This is a genomic window from Flavobacterium pokkalii (assembly GCF_014596575.1).
GTDB lineage: Bacteria > Bacteroidota > Bacteroidia > Flavobacteriales > Flavobacteriaceae > Flavobacterium > Flavobacterium pokkalii.
The window spans coordinates 53,026-75,906 of the sequence record NZ_NASZ01000003.1 but is presented as its reverse complement, the minus strand read 5'-3'; the positions used below and the strand labels follow the sequence as shown (position 1 = coordinate 75,906).

The following is a 22,881-nucleotide window of genomic DNA, read 5'->3' as shown; positions in this document are numbered from 1 at the left end:
AAAAATATTTTTTTTACCGTGTTATTATTTGGAGAAGCTTTTTTTAAAACAAAAAAAGCTGCCCGATCACGAGCAGCTTTAGGTTTTAGTTATTGATTTTTAAAGACGTCCCTCTTTAATTTCTTCAACAATTTCCGGATTTAAAAGGGTGGTTGTGTCTCCGAAATTAGAAAAATCTCCTTCGGCAATTTTGCGAAGAATACGTCTCATAATCTTTCCGGAACGGGTTTTGGGTAAACCGGCAACAAACTGGATTTTGTCTAATTTGGCAATAGGCCCAATGTGTTCCGAAATGTGCTGATTGATTTCTTTTGCAAGGTTTGTTTTGTCTCGTTTCTCTCCTGTTTCTTTTAGGATCACAAAACCATACAAGGCATTTCCTTTAATATCGTGAGGGAAACCTACGATGGCACTTTCAGCAACTGCAGGATGCTCATTGATGGCATCTTCGATAGGTGCTGTTCCTAAGTTATGTCCGGATACAATAATGACATCATCCACACGTCCGGTAATACGGTAGTAACCTACTTCGTCACGTAAAGCACCGTCACCACTGAAATATTTTCCCGGGAAAGTAGAGAAGTAAGTGTCTTTATAACGTTGGTGGTCTCCCCAGATAGTTCTGGCAATTCCAGGCCAAGGATATTTAATACACAAGCTTCCTACTACTTGATTGTCTTCGATTTCGTTGCGTTTTTCATCCATTAAAACTGCCTGAATTCCCGGTAATGGAAGGGTGGCATAAGTTGGTTTCGTTGGTGTGATAAATGGAATTGGAGAAATCAAAATCCCTCCGGTTTCTGTTTGCCACCAGGTATCTACAACCGGACAACGTTTGCCTCCTACGTGGTCGTTGTACCAGTGCCAGGCTTCCTCGTTGATTGGTTCTCCTACCGATCCGATAACTTTTAAAGAACTTAGCGGATATTTTTGGACATAATCTAAACTTTCTTTAGCCAAAGCTCTAATGGCTGTTGGTGCTGTATAGAATTGGTTTACTTTGTGTTTTTCGATAATTTGCCAAAAACGACTGAAATCCGGATAAGAAGGAACACCTTCAAAAATCACAGTAGTTGCTCCGTTTAACAGAGGTCCGTATAGAATGTAGGAGTGCCCAGTAATCCAACCAATATCGGCTGTACACCAAAAGATGTCATTTTCTTCGTAATTAAATACATTTTGGAAAGTATAAGCGGTGTAAACCATGTAACCTGCTGTGGTGTGTACCATTCCTTTTGGTTTTCCCGTTGAACCGGAAGTATATAGAATAAACAATGGATCTTCGGCATCCATAATTTCGGCAGTATTGTTGTCTGAAGCCTGATCGAAAAGTGGGGCTAACCATTGGTCACGACCTTCTTTCATTTGGATATCAGCATTGGTTCTTTTTACTACTAATGTTTTTGCTACCGAAGGGCAGTTGGTTAATGCTTCGTCCACAATGCCTTTTAAGTCGATGGTTTTATTACCACGGTAAGCTCCGTCAGAAGTAACGACCATTTTACATTCGCTGTCGTTAATTCGGGCCGCAAGTGCTGAGGCAGAAAAACCGGCAAAAACAACCGAGTGAATAGCTCCAATTCGGGCGCAGGCTAATGTGGTAATTGCTAGCTCGGGAATCATAGGCAGGTAAATACATACGCGGTCCCCTTTTTGAATGCCCTCACTTAACAGTACATTGGCCATTTTGCTTACTTGTTGGTGTAATTCATTGTAAGTAAAGGATTGTGTTGCTTCGTCCGGATTGTTAGGTTCGAAAATGATGGCTGTTTTATCTCCTTTTTTAGCCAAATGACGATCAATACAGTTTTTAGTGATGTTTACTTTAGCATCAACAAACCATTTAATTTGGGCGTCGGCCATGTTGAAATCGACAACTTTGTCCCATTCCTGGTACCAGGTAAAGTTTTCGGATGCAATCTTATCCCAGAATTTTTTAGGGTCTTTTATTGATTTTTTGTATTCTTTAAAGTACTCTTCAAAATTGCTTATTTTGTAACGACTCATGATTTTGTGTTTATATAGTTTTTGTTAGTTTAATAAATTCTGTACTTGTTCAACCAGTTTTTTTATTGAAAAGGGTTTGGTAATATAGAGATTGGCGCCCAATGAAAGCCCTTTTTCAATATCCTGTTCTTTGTTTTTTGCCGAAAGAAAAATGACTTTACAGTTTTCCAGTTCCGGGTTTTGTTTAATTTGTTCCAAAGTGCTGTAACCGTCAACCATTGGCATCATCACATCAAGAATGATGAGGTCAGGATGCTGATGCTCTAAAGTATCCAGCGCTTCCTGTCCATCGCGGGCAATAAAGACTTCAAAATTATTTTTTTTGAAGGTGTATTCCAGCGACATGACAATGTTAGGTTCGTCATCTACAATTAGTATTTTTTTCATGTTTCACTAGTATTGTAATTGGGTAATGTAAAGGTAATGGTTGTTCCGGCACTTTCGTTGCTTTCGGCCCAAATCTTTCCTTTATGATGTTCTATTATTTTTTTGCAAATGGCTAATCCTAAGCCGCTTCCAATTGGTTTTTTGATATTTTGATTTCTGGCCTGATAAAATTTATCAAAAATAGCTTCCAAGTCTTCCGGATTGATTGCTTTACCGTTGTTATGAATGCTCACCGCCGTAAAATCATGGTTTTCTGTAATGGTAATTTTTATTTTCCCTTCAGTTTCAGAACTAAATTTGATAGCATTTGAAAATAAATTATTTAACACCTGAATAATACGTTCTTCATCATAAATGGCTTTTATTTCAAAGGCTTTTGCCTCAAAATCTACCTTGATTTTTTTGTTAACGATTAATTGTTGTAAAGATTCTAAAGTGTTGTTAATCGTTTGACAAATGTTATTTTTAGACAGATAAATTTTTTGTTTTCCGGTTTCAAATTTTTCTAAATCTAATATTTTGTCAATCAAACGATTCAGTCGGTCTGATTCAGTAATGATGTTTTGGAGGAATTTTTGACGCACTTCGGTCGGAATGTTTTCATCATCGTGCAAAATTTCGGTTGCGGCTCTAATGGCTGTAATCGGAGTTCGTAATTCATGGGTTACGGTATCCAGAAATTCGTCTTTTTGAATGTCTTTGTTAATGAGTTCCTGATTGGCTCTTTGTAGTTTTTCGGATAAGGTTTTTAATTCGTTCGAATTTTCAACCAGCATTTTATTGATGATAATATTTTCTTTGGATTCTTCCAAAATTCGCAGTACTTCCGGCAAACTGATTTTGTCTTCTTTGGCTACGCTGGAAATTACAATTTTGGCAGAAGCCGTTCCGATATGTCCTGTGAGTAAATTTTCGGCAAATTTGATAAAACGGGCATCGGCAATATTGTTGTTTTTGTCAATATTGTATTTGAGGTTAAAAATAGTAAGCGCACGTTGGGTTCTTTCAGTTCCTAAAAAGCGTTCCAGGATTTTTGTAATATCAGAGATGTTAGCGGTTCCTTTCCATACATAAGCATTTTCATGATTGGTGATGTATTTGTCAATATCCACAAACATTTCGGCATAATTTCGTTCTCTGTAATTACCGCTGAAACTAACAGAAATAGCTAAATAACTCAAAACATTGACTAATAAACTCCAAAAAACCGCCTGCGGAATTGGATCCAAATAATCCAATCCGAAAAGCTGAAAAGGCTTTAATAATTCCATTCCCCAGGGACCTTCCTGCACAAAAGTACTGGCTGATTTTGTGGTGCCAATAGCATAAGGAACTAATAATGTGTAGAAGCAAACTAAGAATCCGAGAATAATTCCGGTCATAGCGCCTTTTTTAGAACCGCGTTTCCAAAATAAAGCACCAAAAAATGAGGGTGCTAATTGGGCGATGATAACAAACGAAAGTAATCCGATGGAGACCAAAGTGTAATCTAAAATAAAAACGCGATAAATAATGTAAGCTAAAATAATGAGCGAAAAGATTCCAATTTTTCTGCTGAGAACAATTCTTTTGGTATTTTTTTCAGGAGAAATATTTTTTAGAGAACCAATAAAACCATACGGAATTAAAAGGTTATTACTTAGCATAGTGGCCAGTGCGATTGATGAAACGATAATCATAGAAATCGCAGCCGAAAATCCACCCAGAAATACAATAACAGTCAGGAAGTTATTATTGAAATGCTGCGGAATTAATAGGGAATAAGTGTCCGAATTCAGTCCTTGCGACCCAAAAAGAATGTTGCCTCCCCAGGCTATTGGGAAAACAAAAACATTAAACAGTAATAAATAAAGCGGAAAGAGCCAAATGGCTGTTCGGATGTGTTTTTCCTGATTGTTTTCTACGATGGCAGTGTGAAATTGTCTTGGTAAAATAAAAATGGCAAACATAGAAATAAGGCACAAAAAGAACCAGTTGATTCCGTTGCTTAAAGACCCAATGGTGTTTTTTTGATTAAAGTCTTCCAAGACGGAAGCTTTGGTATAAATATCATCAAAACCGTCAAAAACAAAATAGGTAACATAAATCCCGATGATAGAAAAGAAAACGAGTTTTAAAATTGATTCTATAGCAATTGCGGTTACAATTCCGCGTCTTTTTTCGGAAGCATCTACATATTTATTGCCGTAATAAGAAGCAAATAAAGCCAGAGCAATACAAATATAAGTGGTGTTATCGGTAAAAATATCAGAATGCGGTTGGGTTTTAGTGACAATATGGTAAGTGTCAGAAATGGCTTTTAACTGTAGAGCAATATAAGGTACAATCCCGAAAATTGAGATTAATGTTACCAGTGCTCCCAGTGAGCGGCTGTTGCCATAGCGAAGCGAAATAAAATCAGCAATGCTGGTTATTTTGTTAATTCGCGTTATTCGAATAATTCTTTTAAGAATAATAATCCAGGTCGGGATGATGATTATTGGCCCTAAATAAATGGGTAAATAATCCAATCCGGATTTAGCTGCCATTCCGATACTTCCGTAATAGGTCCAGGCGGTACAATAAACGGCTAAAGAAAAAGAGTAGATGTAGGGATTGTTCGTCCATTTAGAATGGCTTCTTTTTTCTGACCAGTGGGCAATGTAAAACAGAATGACCACATAGACGACTAAAATAAACAACAGCCCTAAACTACTCATAATATTTTTTGATAATTAAGTAGGTTATACCAATTGAAAATAGCCAGACCGAAAAAAAGTAAATGTAGATAATCGGGAAGCCAAATAATGGTTTGGAACTGTCAAATAAGAGAATAAGAGGAATGTTCAATGCTAAAATCATCAGCATTGACAGAATAATTAGTTTCTGTTCGTGTCTCTTTTTCATTTAAATATGATACACAATAGCCTTTAAGAATCAGCTATTGTGTATTTTTTCATCATTGTATTATAAAGGTAAAACTTGTTTGCCTAATTTTTCATTGATAACAATTGCGGCAGCTTCATAAAAGGCAAAAAATCCGCATAAAATTCCTTCGTAACCTGCCAAAGTATGAATACTTTCGCTTCCTGTAAAACTGGCTGCCGATAGCAATCCAAAAAGAATCACTAATGACCCAAATATCAATTTTCCAATGGTATTTCCGTTCAATGTGCCAATGAAAAAAGCCAGAGTGAATAATCCCCAAATTCCTAAATAGCATCCCATAGAAGCGCCGTCCGGTTTAGTTACTCCAATTAAAGGAAGCAGCCATAGTGTTACGAGTGAAATCCAGAAAAAGCCATAAGAGGTAAATGCAGCCATAGCAAAACCATTGCCTTTTTTCCACTCCATAATTCCGGCAATCACTTGTTGAGTTCCTCCAAAAAAGATTCCCATTCCCATAATCATCGAATTGAGTTCGAAGAATCCGGCATTGTGAATGTTTAATAACATAGTAGTCATTCCGAATCCAAAAAGGCCCAGCGGTGCCGGATTAGCTGTCGTGTCTTTAAAAATTTGTTCCATAAGGGGTTAAAATGTTAAGGTTGATTTTGGTTTTAAAAATTAATATTCAATTAATGGTTTTTTAAATAGAATACCAAATTCAGTTTTTTTGTTAATAAAAAAAAATAGGATATATATATGTGTTAATGCTATAGTTATTTTTTAAAACGTTCCCATTTAATGACCATGAATTTGTCTCCTAATTCGGTTATAATCATTCCGGCTCCCGAAAGGGTGTCTTTAACCCGGATGTATTCTATTAATTCTAAATGGTTTAGAATTTTGTAAGTTGGGTGGTAATTGGTGTTGGCTGGTTTTTTTATGTTAAAGGATTTGATCCAGTTACTGATACTTACATGGGAAACGCCAATAATACGTTCGATTTCCCGATAGCTTAATCCTTCAAGGTATAGCTGTAAAGCTTTGGTAACATAGTAGTCGTCTATTTTTTTTCCAATTTTAGCTACGGTAAAAAAGTAGTTGCAGTTTTTGCATAAATACCTTTGTTTTTCGTTGATAATGCCGCTTTTTACAATTTTATTGCCTTGGCATTTGGGACAGCTGATGGATTCCATGTATATAATTTTTGCATAAATATACTAATTTAGCAAATAAGTTTTTTGAGACTTGTTTTTTTATGCTTTTTTTTGAATTTGTTTTTGGAAAATCGCCGTTTTTTTATGTGTTACGAAATGGATATTTGGTATTTTTTAATTTTATTAAAAAAAAATTATAATTTAATGAGTATATAATAAAAAACTTGTCCTTTATGTATAAAAGAGTTCTTTTTAAAAATGTGATTTTGGTTAGTCATATTAGTTGTGTTTCGTAAAAAGAGTTGCTGCTTAGGTAGTAACTCTTCTTTATAATACATCACAGATGATGAAATTTGCAAGAGAATAAATTAATGAATTAAAAAAACGAATTTGGAAAATCAAACTTTACAAAAGCTGGTTCAGGAGGATAATGAGTTGTGGAGTCAATTGAAGGCGGGAGATGAAAAGGCTTTTTCGATACTCTTTAAAAAATATTATGGTTATTTAATTCAGTATGGGAATTCGTTTTTGCCATTTGCTGAAAAAGTACAGGATTGTGTTCAGGATGTTTTTACGGATATATGGGTATATCGTCATAGTCTGAGTGATTCGGTAGTTGTAAAAGCATATTTGTTGTCGAGTGTTCGGAAACGAATAGTTCGTTTGCAGCAACGTGATCGTATTTTTAATAAATCGACTTCTATGGATTCAGTGACTTTTTTATTTGATTTTTCGGTAGAGCAGCAGTTGATTTCTGATGAATTGACAGCGGGAAAAGTGAAGCATTTAAATAAATTATTGAATGATTTGTCGGCCAGACAAAAAGAAGCTTTGTATTTAAGGTATCATCATGGATTGAGTGTTGATCAAATAGCGGGAATTTTGAATGTTAATTATCAATCGGCTAGTAATTTATTGCATCGTGCTTTGATTAATATTCGAAAAGAATGGAAAGGAAATTTGGCTTTAATAATGATTTTATTGGCCAATTGGATTTGAATAAAGGATTTGTTGGTGAGTATGTAATAAGATAATTGTCCTTTATTAAGATAGTTGTAATTTTTTAAGAAAATGAAAAAACGTAGTCAATATAGAGAAATAGAAGATTTTTTGGAAGATGAGTCATTCCGATTGTGGATGCGTTCTAAAAAAGATGTTGATGGTTGGGAAGAATGGACCTTAGAACATCCCAAAAGAGCCAAATTGGTAGAAGAAGCCCGTTTGTGGTTGCTTGCTATGAAAGTGCCAAATGATGATTTGTCTCAGGAAGAGGTAGATGTTGCTTTGCAAAATGCCTGGATGAAAATTGAGAAAAGAGAACGGGAAAGTAAAATGGAAATTCAACTTATCCAATTATGGCATACGGGCTGGTTCAGAAAAATAGCTGCCATTTTTGTTATTGGGTTGCTTTCTTTTTATGCTTATACAAAGTATTTTACTGCAGAGCAATTGTATTATGATTACAGTCAAATTGTAAAAGGTCTTGATGAAGATGGTTTGTTGGAACAAATTAATAATTCTAACAGGCCTCAGATTGTGACTCTTTCTGATGGAAGTTCGGTGTTGTTACAGCCTAAGAGTAAATTGAGTTATCCTAAAGTTTTTACCGGAAACGAAAGAAAGGTGTATTTGTCCGGAGAAGCTTTTTTTGAAATTAGCAAAAATCCCAAAAAGCCTTTTTTTGTACATGCTAATGAGATTGTAACTAAGGTGGTGGGAACTAGTTTTAGAATTAAGGCTTATGCAAATCAATCAGATGTAGAAGTGTTAGTCCGAACAGGAAAAGTAAAAGTAAATTCGGAAAAAAATGTTGATAAAACTAGTCAAAAAGAAATTGTGTTATTGCCTAATCAGGCTTTGCGTTTTATGCGTAAGGAGCGAACTTTTGATAAAATTACCGATATAACCACCGAAAAATCAATAAGTAATTCGGTGCGAAGTATTGAACAGTTAAGTTTTGAATTTACCGATATTCCTGTAAGTCAGATCTTTAAAACTATTGAGCAGGCTTATTCCGTTGAGGTTGATTTTCCGGTAAAAAAATTAGAAAATTGTCATTTAACAACTTCTTTGAGTGATCAGCCATTACCTGAAAAATTAAAAATTATTTGTAAGTGTATTGGAAATAATACAACTTATACAATGAATGGAAACCAAATAACCATATCCACAAAAGGATGTAATTAATTGCCTATGAAATTAAAAAAAAGCGTCGTTATGCTGCAACATAATCGACGCCTGAAGCTTCATTCTCACTCTGCAAAGTGGGTTTGAAATGTTTCTTAAATACCCTCAAAATAGTATTAATCAAAACAGACCAAAATTATGAAAAAAACCGTAGTTAAACAACGATTACTAATCCGACTCATGAAGATGACATTGTATCAATTTGTACTGGCGCTAATTTTTTCGACTGTTACTTTTGCAAATAGCTTAAATGGGCAGGGGAAATTAGACACTAAAGTGACTATTTCTATAAATGATGTGAATTTAAATAAGGCTTTGACAGAATTATCAAAAACAGCCGATGTTAAGTTTTCGTATAATTCCAGAATGGTTTCTTTTGATCAAAAAGTAAGTGTTGAAGCAAATAATGAAGTGTTGTCGGCTGTACTTTCCAGAATATTAAAACCACTTAATATTACCTATACACTGGTGAGTAATCAAATTGTCTTGCAAAAGATAAATTCAAAAGTCACAGAAAATGTAGTCGTAGCACAACAGCAAAAAGTATTAACTGGGGTGGTACTTGATGAAAATGGGCTTTCTTTACCGGGTGCCAGTATATTAGTAAAAGGAACTACTAATAGTGCTTCTGCCGATTTTGATGGGAAATTTAGTATTAGAGTGGATGATGCCGCTAGAGTTTTAGTGGCTTCTTTTATTGGTTATAATACGGTAGAAGTGCCTATTGGAACTATAACAGATTTTAAAATTACATTAAAAGAATCTTCACAAACATTAAATGAGGTAGTGGTTGTAGGGTATGGTACTGTAAAGAAAAAAGATATTACAGGTTCTATTGTTTCGATAGGGAATAAAGATATTAATAAAGTTGGAGCCACAAGTCCAATGCAGGCTTTACAGGCTAACGCTGCCGGGGTGAATATTTCTCAAAAAACGGGTTCAGTAGGAGCTGGTTTTGATATTAATATTCGTGGAATTAATTCTTTTGCTGGCCAGCAACCATTATTTGTGGTTGATGGGATTGTTACAGAGAGTATCGATTTTTTAAATCCTCAGGATATTCAGCAAATTGATATTTTGAAAGACGCTTCTTCAACAGCTATTTATGGTTCCCGAGGATCTAATGGTGTAGTGATTGTAACTACTAAATCGGGGGAAAGTGTTAAAAACAGAAAGCCATCTATTATTTATTCAGGTTATGTAGGAGTTAGAAAAGTAGTTAACATGCCGGATTTTTTAAACAGTTATGATGAGAGTGTTTTATGGCAAAAAGACAGACAGGTAGCCCGAGATTTGGTTCAGGGTGTGCCAATTGTTGATTCACCAACATACGGATTTCCAAATGTTTTAGTTAATGGAGAAAATTATTGGGCAAAAAATTTAGCTGAGAGAAACGGAACAAACTGGTTGGATGCATTTTTGAAAAATAGTACACAACAAAATCATTTTATTTCTGCAAATGGCGGTTCAGATATGGTTAATTATGTAGTAGGGTTTGGTTATCAAGGAGATAACGGAAATGCTGTAGGGCAGTGGTATAAAAAATACAACTTTAAAGCGAGTGTAGATGCTAAGGTAAATGATAAATTTTCAATTGGTACCAATATTAATTTAGCATTTTCAGAGCAGGAATTGGTTTCAAGACAAGGCTATACACAACAATTGTTTAGAATGCCAACATTTGCTCCTTCGTTTAATGCTGATGGAAGTGTGATTCAGTCTCCAATGTTAGGAATATCTAGTAATGTAAGTCCATACACCTTTGCAGATGGTAAGTCTGGGTGGAATGTGGAGCAGTTTAATATTATTTCTAATTTTTATTTAAAATTCAATCCTGTAAAAAGTTTGACTTTTAAATCTACTTTCTCTCCAAATGCAAGGATGCAAAGAGATGGAGAGTATAAAGACCGCTTTGCTACAAGGTCTATTTCTATTGCCCGATTCTGGACAAATAACAGACTTTCTTATGTATGGGATAATCAGGTGAATTTTACTAAGGAATTTGGAGATCATAATATTTCTTATGATTTTGTTCAGTCGGCTACTTTTGACCGTATGGAACGTTCTTTTTCATATGGTAGGGATGTTCCTTTCAACTCTTCCTTTTATAACGTTCAAAGTGCACCACAACGTGATGCTGAAACAGGATATAGCAAGAGTACTATTTTGTCTTATACAAATCGTGTAAATTATTCTTATAAAGGAAAGTATTTGTTAACCGGAACGATAAGATGGGATGGTGCTTCAAGATTAGCAGAAGGCAATAAATGGGCTTCCTTTCCTTCGGGAGCTGCCGCTTGGAATATGAATGAGGAAAACTTCTTAAAAGATGTTTCTCAAATCGATAATTTAAAATTACGTTTAAGTTATGGTTATACAGGAGGTTATGGGCCAATAGGGGCATATGCAACACAGTCGTCATTAAACAAACAAAAGTATTATGATTGGGATGGCACTACAGCAAATGGATTTGTGCCAAGTGAATTAGCTAATACTAATTTGACTTGGGAGCGTACAAGAGAATGGAATTTTGGTGCTGATTTTGGTTTTTTTGGTAACAGAATAACAGGAGAAATTAACCTTTACGATCGATTGTCAAAAGGAACTATTTTGAATAGAAAGCTGGCTGTGCCAACAGGTTGGACTTCTATGTTTGATAATGTAGCTTCGATTAGTAATAAAGGGGTTGAAGTTCAGTTGAAAACGGTAAATATCGACAAAGGGGATTTTAAGTGGGAGACTAGTTTTATTTTCTCATCTAACAAAAATAAGATTGTTGATTTGTACGGTAAAAAAGAAGATGATGTGCCTAACAGATGGTTTATTGGTCAACCTGTAAATGTAGTTTACTCAATGGTTTTTGATGGAATTTGGCAAAAAGACGAATTAGCTCCTGCAGACCAGCAGGCATTAGAAGGAACGGCTAAAGTGAAAGATTTAAATGGAGATGGTAAAATTGATATTGATCATGACATGAAAGTGTTAGGGTCGCCAAATCCAGATTGGATAGGGACTTTTTCAACAACCTTTACTTATAAAAATTGGGATCTTTCGGCTACAGTATTTACAAAACAAGGCGTTTTTCAGTACAGTCCGTTTCATAAAGAATTTACCGATTTTAATAGTAAGGTGATTTTAGATGTGCCTTACTATGTAAGGGAAAACCCTATTACACCAGCCCGAAAATCGAATACCTATCCTCAGGCTTCTTATATGGGACAATATTGGGGAGAGGATGCTGATGCTTATGGGTACCCTGGATTTAGTAAAGATGCTTCTTTTGTACGTATTCAAAATATAACATTGGGTTATAATTTTAATCAGGAGTTGTTGTCAAAAATAGGTTTGGCTAGCATACGTTTGTATGTGAATGCTTTAAATCCATTTACATTTACTAAATACGATGGTTTTGACCCGGAATGGGCAGGAGCAGATATGTCAGGTGTTGATGCTAGTAATACAGGTTATGCTATTTATCAACTGGGTGTAAATATTAAATTTTAAGATTATGAAAAGTATAAAATCAAAAATATATGCAATCCTCTTAGGGTTATCTATTATAAGTTGTTCAGGGTATTTAGATGAAGAGAATTTAGGAAATACAACGGCAGAAAATTTTTATGGAACAAAAAATGGTTATGAAGGTTTGGTAAATGCTACCTATGCTACTTTACGTGATGTTTATGAACCAACACCTTATGTTTTTTGTGCAGGTACTGATTTGTTTTTCGCTGCTCATGCTGAAGTGCCTCTGGGATTAGCTTCTTATCAAACTTTGACTCCTGGAGAGTCTAATGTTGAAAGATTGTTCAGAAGCTTGTATCAAAGTATTCAAATTACCAATTTAGCTTTGTATCATGCTGATAAAACAGAGGATTTTCCTGAATTGGAGAGCAGAATTGCTGAGGTTAAAACTTTGAGAGCTTATTATTATTTTATGCTGGTTCAGCAATTTGGTGACGTTTCTATTGTTGAAAATTTAGTAAATGAACCAATTACACATTTTGAGAGAAAACCAGCTAGTGAAGTTTATCAGTTTATTATTGATCAATTGAATGAAGCTATAGCAATATTGCCACCTGCTCAAACTAATTTTGGAAGAGTTACTAAACGCGCTGCACAACACATTTTGGCAAAAGTATATTTGACAAGAGCTTATGAAACTTATGGAAATGGAACCGAAGATTTTGAGATGGCAGCTTCTTTGGCGGATACAGCAATAAATGGACAAGGGCTTAATTTGCCATTTGGAGATTTGTTTAAATATAAGAATGATAAAAATGAGGAAATTTTATGGTCAGTTCAGTATAATAAGTCTTTGTCCGGAGAGATTTCTCATAATTGGGATTATCCTTGGGGGCCTTTAGTTCAAGGAGCTAATGATGGAGTTGTGAAGAAAAATGCTTTACATCCAACAGAGTATTTGTTTACTTTATTTGAAGATAATGATACACGTTTTGAGGGAACTTTTTTAAATATAAAAACGGCTCCTTATAGTGGTTATATTTTGAACCCGACAACTACACCTGTTGAATACTATTATCCAAGAACTGCGACGCAGATTGCAGCAGTACCAGCCTGGAGAGCAGCTGATCCGGTAAATAGAATAAATACTATTATTTCGCCTATTGGTGCGCATTGGTGGGATGGATTGAATCAGGTAGATTATCCTGCTTTGAAGAAATTTGACAGAGTTCAAACAGCTACTCCTTCAGTGCAATATACACATGATATTTATTTGGCCAGATTAGGTGAAACTTATTTAATTGCTGCTGAAGCTTATTTGCAATCTAATAATCCGGTTAACGCTGTTGCTCGTGTGAATACCGTTAGACAGAGAGCTGGGGCTTCTATTGTAGCTAATGTTACTCTTGATTTTATTTTAGATGAAAGAGCTAGAGAATTGGCTGGTGAAGGTTTCAGATGGTTGGATCTAAAGCGTACAGGAAAATTGGTTGATTATACTAAGGTGAGAAATCCGGATATTAAAGCTCTTTTTGATGGAGGGACAAATCCGTTTGTAGGTGTTGGTGGGCAATTGAAAATTTTACGTCCTATTCCTTTGGCAGTTATATCGCTGGATAGTGGAGAATATCCTCAGAATCCTGGATATTAAAATAGTTTCTTTTTTGGTTAGAGTGTTTTTGTGCTCATGTATTCTTTTAGAAGGCATGGGCACAAGCATTTTATTTTTTTGTAAAGCTTGAATTAATAAATGTTTTTTTTACATTTGTTAATTCAGGCTTTTTGTTTTTTTGATAAGGAGTTAAGATTTAATTGTATAATCGGAATTTGAAAAATAGCTAAGGGAGTATTTGTTTTTCTTAAAATTAACCTAAACCAAAAATTATGATATTAAAAAAAACGAAAAACAATCTGTGGTCGGTTGTTTTAGTTACTTTAAGTGTTGCTGCTTATGGGCAACAAGGGCAATTGCAAAGTTTTCCATTGTCCTCGGTTCGTTTGTTAGAAAGTCCTTTTCAAAAGGCACAACAAACCGATATGAAATATATTTTAGAACTTGATGTCGACCGATTATTGGCACCGTATTTAAAAGAGGCAGGGATTACGTCTTTAAAAGACAATTACGGCAACTGGGAAAATACAGGGCTCGATGGGCATATTGGCGGACATTATGTGTCGGCTTTGTCGGAGATGTATGCTGCAACGGGAAATCCACAAATAAAAGATCGTCTCGATTATATGTTGGACTGGCTGGAAAAGTGCCAGATAAAAAATGGAGATGGTTACATTGGAGGTGTGCCGGGAAGCAAAGCTTTATGGGCTGATATTGCTAAAGGCAAAATTGATGCGGGTGGTTTTTCGTTGAATGGAAAATGGGTGCCTTGGTATAATATTCACAAAATTTTTGCCGGATTGGACGATGCTTATCGCTTGACAGGGAATGAAAAAGCTAAAAAAATGCTGATTCATTTATCAGATTGGTGTTTGAAATTGACGGCGAATTTGTCTGATGAACAAATCCAGACGATGCTAAAAAGCGAACATGGCGGAATGAACGAAGTGTTGGCTGACGTAGCCGATTTTACAGGAGACAAAAAATATTTGGTTTTAGCTGAAAAATTTTCACATAAGGTTATTTTAGATCCCTTATTAAAGGATGAGGATAAGTTGAACGGAATGCATGCCAATACGCAAATTCCTAAAGTAATTGGTTTCATGCGGGTTGCCGAAGCAGGTGGTGATGCGAAATGGGCGGATGCAGCCAACTTTTTTTGGAATACCGTAGTCGAAAACCGAACAATTTCTATTGGAGGGAATAGTGTAAGAGAGCATTTTAACCCTACCAATGATTTCTCGTCCATGTTAGAATCCCGGGAAGGTCCGGAAACCTGTAACAGCTACAATATGCTCAAGTTGAGTAAGCATTTGTTTCTGGCACATCCGCAGGCAAAGTACATGGATTATTACGAGCGTACCACTTACAATCATATTTTATCATCGCAGCATCCGGATGGCGGATTTGTGTATTTTACACCTATTCGTCCGCGTCATTACCGTGTGTATTCTGAACCGCAGGAATCTTTTTGGTGTTGTGTAGGTTCCGGATTGGAAAATCACGGAAAATATGGCGAAATGATTTATGCTCACGATGCAAGCGATTTGTATGTGAATCTTTTTATTCCTTCTACCCTAGAATGGAAAGAAAAAGGTTTGAAAGTGATACAAAATACCAAGTTTCCTTTTGAAGAACAATCTGTTTTTACTTTGGATTTGAAAAAAGCACAAAAGTTTGCTGTTAAATTCAGATACCCTTCCTGGGTAACTAACGGAGCATTAAAAATTAAAGTCAATGGAAAGGAAGTAGCGATTGAGAAAGATGCGAATTCGTATGTTTCGATTAATCGAAAATGGAAATCGGGAGATGTGATTTCGATACAGTTGCCTATGCATAATTCCGCAGAACAATTACCGGATCAATCAGCCTGGGTTTCCTTTGTGCATGGACCAATTGTTTTAGCAGCCGTAACCGATACCGCGGATTTAAAAGGTTTAATAGCCGACGGCAGCCGAATGGGACATATAGCCAGCGGACCTCTTTATCCAATTGAAGAAGCACCAATGTTAGTTTCAAATAAAAATGATTTAGCGCAATCATTGAAAGAAATAAAAAACCAGCCGTTTAGTTTTTCGGTTTCGGATATTACGTATCAGGATCAGTTTAAAAATTTAAAATTAGTTCCTTTTTTCCAAATTCACGATGCCCGATATATGTTATATTGGCCTTATACCACAAAAGAAAAATTACCGGAATTACAGGCAGCAATAAAAGAAAGAGAAGTGGCTAAAATGCAATTGGAAGCCCAGACTGTCGATATGATTACTGCCGGGGAACAGCAACCGGAGAATGATCATAATTTTAAGGGTGAAAAAACCGATACGGGTATTTATAAAGAGCGTCATTATAGAAATGGAACCGGATTTTTTAGTTACGAATTGAAAAACCCAAAACAGGAAGCGCGCAATTTAAGAATCACTTATCTTGGTTCGGATAAGAACAGGAATTTTGATGTTTATTTAAATTCTGTTTTGGTTGCTTCGATAGCAATGGATGGAAAAGAAGGGAATCAGTTTATTGATAAGATAATTGCAATTCCTGCTGAGGTTTTAAAATCGAATTCAAAATTGCTGGAAGTAAAATTTCAGGCGAAATCTAATTCGTCCATTACGGGTATTTACGAAGTGCGTTTGATGAAATAGTTTTAAATTGTAGTTAAAGAAACCTCCTGGAAACGGGAGGTTTTTTTGTTTTTAGAAGTTCAATTTTTTCAAAAATTTATAAAACAAAAAACCCGAACTCAAAGAATTCGGGTTTTGTGGTACCTCCAGGGATCGAACCAGGGACACATGGATTTTCAGTCCATTGCTCTACCATCTGAGCTAAGGTACCGTGCTTGTTGCGGGTGCAAATATAGAACCATTTTTAATATATGCAAAACAATTTTAAGAAAAAATCTATTTGTATCTTCGTGACTTCAAAATGAGAAATATGATACTAGCCATTGATGTGGGGAATACCCGAATTAAAGCTGTTGTTTTTGAGGGAGATACTATTTTGAAAAGCTTTATTTTTGAAAAAGAGAGGCTTCAGGAAAGTGTTCAAAAAATCATAGCAGATTTTCCATTGGTTGCAACTTTAGTGGTCTCTTCGGTGGGAGAGGTCGAAAAGCAAGCTTTTCGGAAATTCGAGAATAAACTAAAAGTTCATTTTGTTTCTCACGAAGATGTATTTCCTTTTGTAAATAATTACGGAACACCTAAAACACTGGGGATTGACCGGATGGTGCTGGCTGCCGGAGCAACTTTGTTGTATCCGGGTCAAAATCGGTTAGTGATAGATGCTGGTACCTGTGTTACCTATGATTTTGTTGATGAACATAATGTGTATCAGGGTGGAGCTATTTCTCCGGGATTGCGTTTGCGATACGAATCGATGCATCATTATACAGCAAAACTTCCGTTACTGAATTTAGAAAGTCCTGAAAGTTATATCGGAAAATCGACAGCTTCGTCGATGCATTCGGGTGTGGTAAACGGCTTGGTCTATGAGATTGATGGTTTTATAGAGGAATATAAGGCGGTCTATCCGAAAATTATCATAATTTTAACGGGTGGTGATGCAGATTTTTTGGCTAAACGATTAAAAAATACCATATTTGCCAATTCAAATTTCCTTTTGGAGAGTTTGAACCAAACATTTCAATACACAATCAACAATGATTAAAAAAATTATATCAGGTCTTTGCTTGCTTTTTTCGGTAGTGTCTTTTGCTCAGGAAGGAACGTCGTCTCCTTATTCTTTTTACGGAATTGGAGATGTCCGGTTTAAAGGAACTATAGAAAGTCGTTCGATGGCCGGAATTCAGGTAGAGCAGGATAGTATTCATATCAATTTGGATAATCCGGCGAGTTTCTCTAATTTGAAGTTGACTACTTTTACCGTAGGAGGGACTTATAATTTAACTACTTTGAAAAACGAAAGCAGTTCTGAAAAAGCAAAGAGAACCACTTTTGATTATTTGGCGGTAGGTTTGCCAATGGGTAAATTAGGCGTTGGATTTGGTTTGGTTCCGTATTCTTCCGTAGGTTATAAAATTAATTCCTACACTACTGAACCTGGAGATGTTAGTTCTCGTGATTATGGAAGCGGAGGAATGAATAAGGCATTTTTTGCAGCATCTTATAAGTTGTTGCCTCAACTTAATTTTGGTGCCAGCGTAGATTATAATTTCGGAACAATTGAAACGACGAATTTACAGTTTGTAAACGGAGTATCTACCGGAAGTCGCGAATTGAATAAAGCCGATTTATCCGGAGTGAACTTTACTTTCGGGGCGATGTATCAGGCTAAATTAGCTAAGAAGTTAACGCTTTTTAGTAGTTTGAGTTACCGATTTGAAAGTAAATTAGCTTCTCGTAATACCCGAAATATTGCTACAATCAGTTATAGTTCAGGTTATGATTATTCAATTGTACAAACAGAAGGTGATGATAGTTCCAGAAAAAACCTGACGTTGCCTGGCGAATTGAAATTTGGTTTGGGAATTGGAGAGTCAAAAAAATGGTTGGTAGGTGCTCAGGTTATCTCAGCAAGTAAAGGTGATTTAGAAAACACCTATAACGCAGCTCCAAATGTGTCGTATGAAAAAGCGATGAAATATAGTGTTGGGGGTTATTTTATTCCTAATTACGGTGCTTTTTCCGGATATTTCAAGAGAGTGGTTTACAGAGCCGGTTTGAAATATGAAGAAACAGGATTGGTTGTGAATTCAGAATCAATTAAGGATAAAGGTTTTAGTTTAGGATTAGGATTGCCAATTACAGGAAGTTTTTCTAATGTGAATTTTGGATTTGAATTTGGAAAACGCGGAACAACTTCGGCAGGTTTAATTCAGGAAAATTATGCTAAATTTAGCGTAGGACTTTCATTAAACGACAGATGGTTTGTGAAGAGAAAGTATGATTAATCAATCCGTGCTAATAGTTGTAATTAGTAGTACTTGTTTATGTTTTTATTAAAAAAAGATAAATTTTTTATAGCAGTCATGGCGATAGCCGTGACTCTCTTTTTTGGGTGCGAAAGTAATTTTAAAAAAGTTCAGCAAAATAATTTTACCGAATTTACCCCAACAGGTGATGCTGATAATGTGAATCTGAAATATACCGATTCGGGTTTGATTAAAGCGGTTTTGGTAAGTTCTAAAATGTTAGATTATGCTGCGGTAGATTTTCCGTTCACCGAATTTCCAAATGGAATTGATGTGACGGTGTATGATAGCAAAGCTAAAAAAACGCACATCACCGCTAATTATGCGATTTCGTACAAGTTTACCCATATCATCGATTTGCAGGGAAAAGTAAAAATTGTTTCTCAGGACGGACAGATGCTGGAAACGGAACAATTGTATTTTGACCAGAAAAACGAATGGTTTTTTACTGAGAGAAAATATAAATTTACCGATTTAAAAGGAGGTTCTAACGGTCAGGGAATTGACTTTAGTAAAGACTTTAAAGTGATTAATTCGCAAAGAATAACCGGTGAAGTACTTACCGCCGAATAATTTTAATTTATTAGACTATGAGTTATTTAAAATATACCCCTTATTTTTATTTAGTTTTTGCCGCTTTTTTTGTTTACGATGCTTACGAAAAATGGAACATGCCTAATGAAACGCCTTATTTGAGTCTTTTCATTGCGGCTTTAGGTGTTTTTATGTTTTTCTTCCGAAGAAATTTTGCTAAAAAAATGCAAAACCGTAACCCAAAATCCTAATGTATGGAAATTGGGATTATCATATTATGCCTAATACTGTCTGCTTTTTTTTCGGGGATGGAAATTGCTTTCGTCTCCTCGAACCGGATTTATCTTGAAATTGAAAAAAAACAGGAAGGATTTGTTTCTAAAATTTTAACTAAACTTACCGAGAAACCTTCTAAGTTTATCGCGGCCATGCTCATCGGGAATAATATTGCCCTGGTTGTGTATGGTTTTTTTATGGGCGATCTTTTGATGGAATGGATAAAATCGTTTAGTTATCCATTTTCTGATGTGGTGAGTTTGTTTGTTCAAACCTCACTTTCCACTTTGATTGTTTTGATTACGGCGGAGTTTTTTCCCAAGGTTTTTTTTCAAATTTATTCCAATACCTTAATTAAGTTTTTTGCCGTTCCGGCTTACTTTTTTTATCTGTTGTTTTATTTTATTTCGTCTTTCTTCATGTGGGTTTCCGATTTTGTTTTAAAACGATTTTTTAAAACCGAAGGCGATCAGGTGCAATTGTATTTTTCTAAAGTAGAATTAGGGAATTACATTACCGAACAAATGAGTACGGTGGAAGATGATGAAGAAGTGGATTCGGAAATCCAGATTTTTCAAAATGCCTTAGAATTTTCAGGAGTGAAAGCCCGTGATATTATGACGCCGCGTACGGAAATTGTGGCTGTGGATTTGTTTGATTCGGTTTCGGAATTAAAAGAATTATTTGTAGAAACCGGTTATTCTAAAATTATGGTTTACGAAAATTCTTTGGATGAGATGGTAGGTTACGTGCATTCTTTTGATTTGTTCAAAAAACCAAAAAATATAAAAAAGGTCGTAATTCCTGTAGAATTTGTTCCGGAAACTATTTTTATCAAAGATGTGATGGATTTGCTAATTAAAAAGCGAAAAAGTGTCGCGGTGGTTTTGGATGAATACGGCGGAACTTCGGGAATTATTACCGTTGAAGATATTGTGGAAGAGCTTTTTGGTGAAATTGAAGACGAACACGATTCGGATGAGGAATTGATAGAGAAAGAATTGGAAGAAAATGTATATCTCTTTTCAACCCGTTTTGATGTGGAATATTTAAATCAAACCTATAAATTTCAAATTCCGGAAAGTGATTCTTACGGAACTTTAGGAGGATTTATTGTCGATTTTACCAAAGAAATCCCGCAAAAAGGAGATGTAATCACCATTGGGAACTATCATTTTGTGATAGAAGAGGCGACCAACAAAAAAATCGAATTAGTAAAAATGACAGTAAAAGAGTGATTTTTTTAGAAAAGTGAAAAATCTTTTAAAATAAAACGTTACTTGTATTGTTATTAGCGAGATAATTGTATTTTCGCAAACTGAATATAAAATTAACAATAATAAAAATGGCAGTTTTATCAAAAATTAGACAACGATCTGCTTTAATGATTGCAGTTATTGCGCTAGCTTTATTTGCATTCATCATCGGAGATTTGTTCAAAAGCGGTAGCTTTAGCAGTACTTCGAAAGATGTAGGAAGCATCAACGGAAAAGATATTTCGTTTGAGGATTTTAGAATTAAAGTAAGCAATGTTGAAAAAAGTGGTCAGGGAATCACTGCAACAGCTGCGGCAAATAGAGTATGGGAACAGGAAGTTTCTGTAGCTTTATTAACTTCTGAATTTGATAAATTAGGATTGAGAGTGGGTGAAAAACACATTATTGAAATCTTAAAAGCTGATCAAAATATTGGTCAAAATCCTATGTTCCTTAATGCTGCGGGAATGTTTGATTTGGCTAAATTTAAAGAATACTTCAAAGCTAATCCTGCTCAGGCTGAATTCCTTAAAGAAAGAGAAAAAGACGCTGAATTGAATGCTAAATACCAAATTTACAGTACTTTGGTAAGAGCGGCTTCATATACTACAAAAGCCGAAGGGAAATTGAAATACGAAATGGAAGCTAACAAAGCTAATTTCTCTTACGTTGGAGCTATGTATTCTTCTATCAAAGACAGTGATGTAAAAGTTACTGATGCTGAGATTTTAGATTACATGAAGAAAGACGAAAAAAGATATAAAGCGGAGGAATCTCGTTCTATTGAATATGTTTTAGTAGAAGACAAAGCTTCAAAAGAAGATATTGCTGAGGTAAAAGCTAAAATCAGCAGTTTGTTATCAGGAAGTGTGGTTTACAATCAGGCAACGGGTAAAAACGATACTTTGGCTGGTTTTAGAACTACAGCTAACCCAATAGAATTTGTAAATGCGAATTCGGATATTCCTTATGATTCTACTTATGTAGCTAAGAAAGATTTGCCTGCTGTTGATGCTGATCAGTTATTTAACTTAGCTCCGGGACAGGTTTACGGACCTTATGTTTTTGGTAACTACTACTGTATTTCAAGATCTTTGGGTAAAAAATTAGGGGTGAATGCTAAAGCAAGTCATATCTTAATTAGTTATGAAGGAGCTCAGGTTCCTAACCAAAGAGAGAAAAGAACGAAAGAAGAAGCAAAAGCAAAAGCCGAAGAAGTATTAGCTCAGGTAATGGCTAATCCGGATAGTTTTATGATGTTGGCTTTCCAATATTCTGATGATTCATCTGCACAACAAGGTGGTGATTTAGGTTATTTCGGACCTGGTCAAATGGTGAAGAACTTCAATGATTTTGTTTTTAATAACGGAATTGGAAAAATTGGGATGGTAGAAACTCCTTTTGGATTCCATATTATTAAAATTACCGATAAACAAGATGGTATTCGTTTGGCAACTGTGGCTCAAAAATTAGAAGCTTCAGAAGCTACTTCTGATAAAGTGTTTACTCAGGCAACTAAATTTGAAATGGAAGCTGCTGATAATGATTTCAAAAAAGTAGCTAAAGAAATGAAGTTAACAGTTGCTCCGGCTGTAACTGTAGGGGCTTTGGATGAAAATTTTGGTCCGTTAGGAAATCAAAGAGCTATTGTAAGATGGGCTTTTGATGACGATACTAAAATAGGTTCAGTAAAACGTTTTGAAGTAGCTAATTTAGGTCATGTAATTGCTACGGTGAAAAACATTGACGATTCAGGTTTAGCTCCGATAGAACAGGTAAGACCGTTTATTGAGTCAAAATTGAAAAAAGCGAAAAAAGCTGAAATGTTGAAAGCTAAAATGACAGCTTCTTCTTTAGAGGCTATCGCTAAAGCAACAGGAAGTAAAGTAGAACAGGCTACGAATATTACCTTAGATAATCCGGTATTAAATGGAGGAGTAGGTCAGGAACCAAGAGTAGTTGGAAATGCATTTGCTTTGGCAGCTAACAAAATGTCGGCGCCTATCGAAGGAAATACAGGTGTTTATGTAGTGAAAACAATTAGTATTGTGAAAGCTCCTGCTGTTAAAGATGTTGCTCCTTATGTGGCAAAAGTAAAAGCGCAATCTGCGGCTGATGTAAACAGAGTTTTACCTGCTCTTAAAGATATTGCTGATATTAAAGATAACAGAAAGCAATTTAATTTCTAGAATTTTTATAGTA

Annotated in this window: 16 protein-coding genes and 1 tRNA gene; 11 read left to right on the top strand and 6 right to left on the bottom strand. The window is 35.4% G+C overall.

The window, feature by feature from the left end; genetic code table 11:
- Positions 1-99 precede the first annotated feature (99 nt).
- The 5 genes from acs to B6A10_RS03350 form a co-directional block, all read right to left on the bottom strand.
- A complete protein-coding gene (gene acs / locus B6A10_RS03370; protein WP_188219714.1) occupies positions 100-2,007 on the bottom strand; it encodes an acetate--CoA ligase in 1,908 nt (635 codons plus the stop codon).
- A 24-nt stretch (positions 2,008-2,031) separates the two neighbouring features.
- Positions 2,032-2,394 (bottom strand): response regulator transcription factor, encoded by a 363-nt coding sequence (locus B6A10_RS03365; protein WP_188219713.1) that lies wholly within the window; start codon positions 2,392-2,394, stop codon positions 2,032-2,034.
- Complete coding sequence (locus B6A10_RS03360; protein WP_188219712.1) at positions 2,391-5,093, bottom strand: ATP-binding protein; 2,703 nt, start codon at positions 5,091-5,093, stop codon at positions 2,391-2,393. The genes B6A10_RS03365 and B6A10_RS03360 overlap by 4 nt, the downstream gene beginning before the upstream one ends.
- A 247-nt stretch (positions 5,094-5,340) precedes the next feature.
- Positions 5,341-5,901: an acetate uptake transporter gene (locus tag B6A10_RS03355; protein WP_055094494.1), complete on the bottom strand. Its 561-nt coding sequence runs from the start codon at positions 5,899-5,901 to the stop codon at positions 5,341-5,343.
- Between the two features lie 134 nt (positions 5,902-6,035).
- Positions 6,036-6,455 carry an IS1 family transposase gene (locus B6A10_RS03350; protein ID WP_188219711.1) on the bottom strand — a complete coding sequence of 140 codons (420 nt, stop codon included), beginning with the start codon at positions 6,453-6,455 and terminating at the stop codon, positions 6,036-6,038.
- 351 nt (positions 6,456-6,806) lie between these two features.
- Between B6A10_RS03350 and B6A10_RS03345 the strand changes: the two genes are divergently transcribed.
- From B6A10_RS03345 to B6A10_RS03325, 5 genes are all read left to right on the top strand, one after another.
- The gene (locus tag B6A10_RS03345) at positions 6,807-7,415 is read left to right on the top strand and encodes an RNA polymerase sigma factor (RefSeq protein ID WP_188219710.1); all 609 of its coding nucleotides are present in this window, start codon (positions 6,807-6,809) and stop codon (positions 7,413-7,415) included.
- A gap of 72 nt (positions 7,416-7,487) precedes the next feature.
- Entirely contained in the window at positions 7,488-8,603 is a 1,116-nt protein-coding gene (locus B6A10_RS03340) for a FecR family protein (protein WP_188219709.1), read from the top strand.
- A gap of 138 nt (positions 8,604-8,741) precedes the next feature.
- A complete protein-coding gene (locus B6A10_RS03335; RefSeq protein WP_188219708.1) occupies positions 8,742-12,107 on the top strand; it encodes a TonB-dependent receptor in 3,366 nt (1,121 codons plus the stop codon).
- A 4-nt stretch (positions 12,108-12,111) separates the two neighbouring features.
- Positions 12,112-13,719: a RagB/SusD family nutrient uptake outer membrane protein gene (locus B6A10_RS03330; protein ID WP_188219707.1), complete on the top strand. Its 1,608-nt coding sequence runs from the start codon at positions 12,112-12,114 to the stop codon at positions 13,717-13,719.
- Between the two features lie 233 nt (positions 13,720-13,952).
- Positions 13,953-16,325, top strand: coding sequence for a glycoside hydrolase family 127 protein (locus B6A10_RS03325; RefSeq protein ID WP_188219706.1), 2,373 nt, complete (start codon positions 13,953-13,955; stop codon positions 16,323-16,325).
- Between the two features lie 117 nt (positions 16,326-16,442).
- Here B6A10_RS03325 and B6A10_RS03320 read toward each other — a convergent pair.
- Positions 16,443-16,515, bottom strand: a tRNA-Phe gene (locus B6A10_RS03320).
- 99 nt (positions 16,516-16,614) lie between these two features.
- Between B6A10_RS03320 and B6A10_RS03315 the strand changes: the two genes are divergently transcribed.
- From B6A10_RS03315 to B6A10_RS03290, 6 genes are all read left to right on the top strand, one after another.
- Positions 16,615-17,349, top strand: coding sequence for a type III pantothenate kinase (locus tag B6A10_RS03315; protein ID WP_188219705.1), 735 nt, complete (start codon positions 16,615-16,617; stop codon positions 17,347-17,349).
- Positions 17,342-18,592, top strand: coding sequence for a hypothetical protein (locus tag B6A10_RS03310; protein WP_188219704.1), 1,251 nt, complete (start codon positions 17,342-17,344; stop codon positions 18,590-18,592). The genes B6A10_RS03315 and B6A10_RS03310 overlap by 8 nt, the downstream gene beginning before the upstream one ends.
- Positions 18,593-18,631: 39 nt before the next feature.
- A complete protein-coding gene (lptC, locus tag B6A10_RS03305) occupies positions 18,632-19,186 on the top strand; it encodes an LPS export ABC transporter periplasmic protein LptC (RefSeq protein WP_026712769.1) in 555 nt (184 codons plus the stop codon).
- A 17-nt stretch (positions 19,187-19,203) separates the two neighbouring features.
- Positions 19,204-19,398 carry a hypothetical protein gene (locus tag B6A10_RS03300; RefSeq protein ID WP_055094507.1) on the top strand — a complete coding sequence of 65 codons (195 nt, stop codon included), beginning with the start codon at positions 19,204-19,206 and terminating at the stop codon, positions 19,396-19,398.
- A 3-nt stretch (positions 19,399-19,401) separates the two neighbouring features.
- A complete protein-coding gene (locus B6A10_RS03295) occupies positions 19,402-20,661 on the top strand; it encodes a hemolysin family protein (protein ID WP_055094509.1) in 1,260 nt (419 codons plus the stop codon).
- A 107-nt stretch (positions 20,662-20,768) separates the two neighbouring features.
- A complete protein-coding gene (locus tag B6A10_RS03290) occupies positions 20,769-22,868 on the top strand; it encodes a peptidylprolyl isomerase (protein WP_188219703.1) in 2,100 nt (699 codons plus the stop codon).
- The last annotated feature ends 13 nt before the right edge of the window (positions 22,869-22,881 follow it).

What these genes read in the sequence shown, in the direction of transcription:
- B6A10_RS03355 (WP_055094494.1), bottom strand. Translation starts at nt 5,901, where the DNA reads ATGGAACAAATTTTTAAAGACACGACAGCTAATCCGGCACCGCTGGGC.
- B6A10_RS03325 (WP_188219706.1), top strand. Translation starts at nt 13,953, where the DNA reads ATGATATTAAAAAAAACGAAAAACAATCTGTGGTCGGTTGTTTTAGTT.
- B6A10_RS03340 (WP_188219709.1), top strand. Translation starts at nt 7,488, where the DNA reads ATGAAAAAACGTAGTCAATATAGAGAAATAGAAGATTTTTTGGAAGAT.
- B6A10_RS03335 (WP_188219708.1), top strand. Translation starts at nt 8,742, where the DNA reads ATGAAAAAAACCGTAGTTAAACAACGATTACTAATCCGACTCATGAAG.
- acs (WP_188219714.1), bottom strand. Translation starts at nt 2,007, where the DNA reads ATGAGTCGTTACAAAATAAGCAATTTTGAAGAGTACTTTAAAGAATAC.
- B6A10_RS03310 (WP_188219704.1), top strand. Translation starts at nt 17,342, where the DNA reads ATGATTAAAAAAATTATATCAGGTCTTTGCTTGCTTTTTTCGGTAGTG.
- B6A10_RS03360 (WP_188219712.1), bottom strand. Translation starts at nt 5,093, where the DNA reads ATGAGTAGTTTAGGGCTGTTGTTTATTTTAGTCGTCTATGTGGTCATT.
- B6A10_RS03330 (WP_188219707.1), top strand. Translation starts at nt 12,112, where the DNA reads ATGAAAAGTATAAAATCAAAAATATATGCAATCCTCTTAGGGTTATCT.
- lptC (WP_026712769.1), top strand. Translation starts at nt 18,632, where the DNA reads ATGTTTTTATTAAAAAAAGATAAATTTTTTATAGCAGTCATGGCGATA.
- B6A10_RS03365 (WP_188219713.1), bottom strand. Translation starts at nt 2,394, where the DNA reads ATGAAAAAAATACTAATTGTAGATGACGAACCTAACATTGTCATGTCG.
- B6A10_RS03350 (WP_188219711.1), bottom strand. Translation starts at nt 6,455, where the DNA reads ATGGAATCCATCAGCTGTCCCAAATGCCAAGGCAATAAAATTGTAAAA.
- B6A10_RS03315 (WP_188219705.1), top strand. Translation starts at nt 16,615, where the DNA reads ATGATACTAGCCATTGATGTGGGGAATACCCGAATTAAAGCTGTTGTT.
- B6A10_RS03295 (WP_055094509.1), top strand. Translation starts at nt 19,402, where the DNA reads ATGGAAATTGGGATTATCATATTATGCCTAATACTGTCTGCTTTTTTT.
- B6A10_RS03300 (WP_055094507.1), top strand. Translation starts at nt 19,204, where the DNA reads ATGAGTTATTTAAAATATACCCCTTATTTTTATTTAGTTTTTGCCGCT.
- B6A10_RS03290 (WP_188219703.1), top strand. Translation starts at nt 20,769, where the DNA reads ATGGCAGTTTTATCAAAAATTAGACAACGATCTGCTTTAATGATTGCA.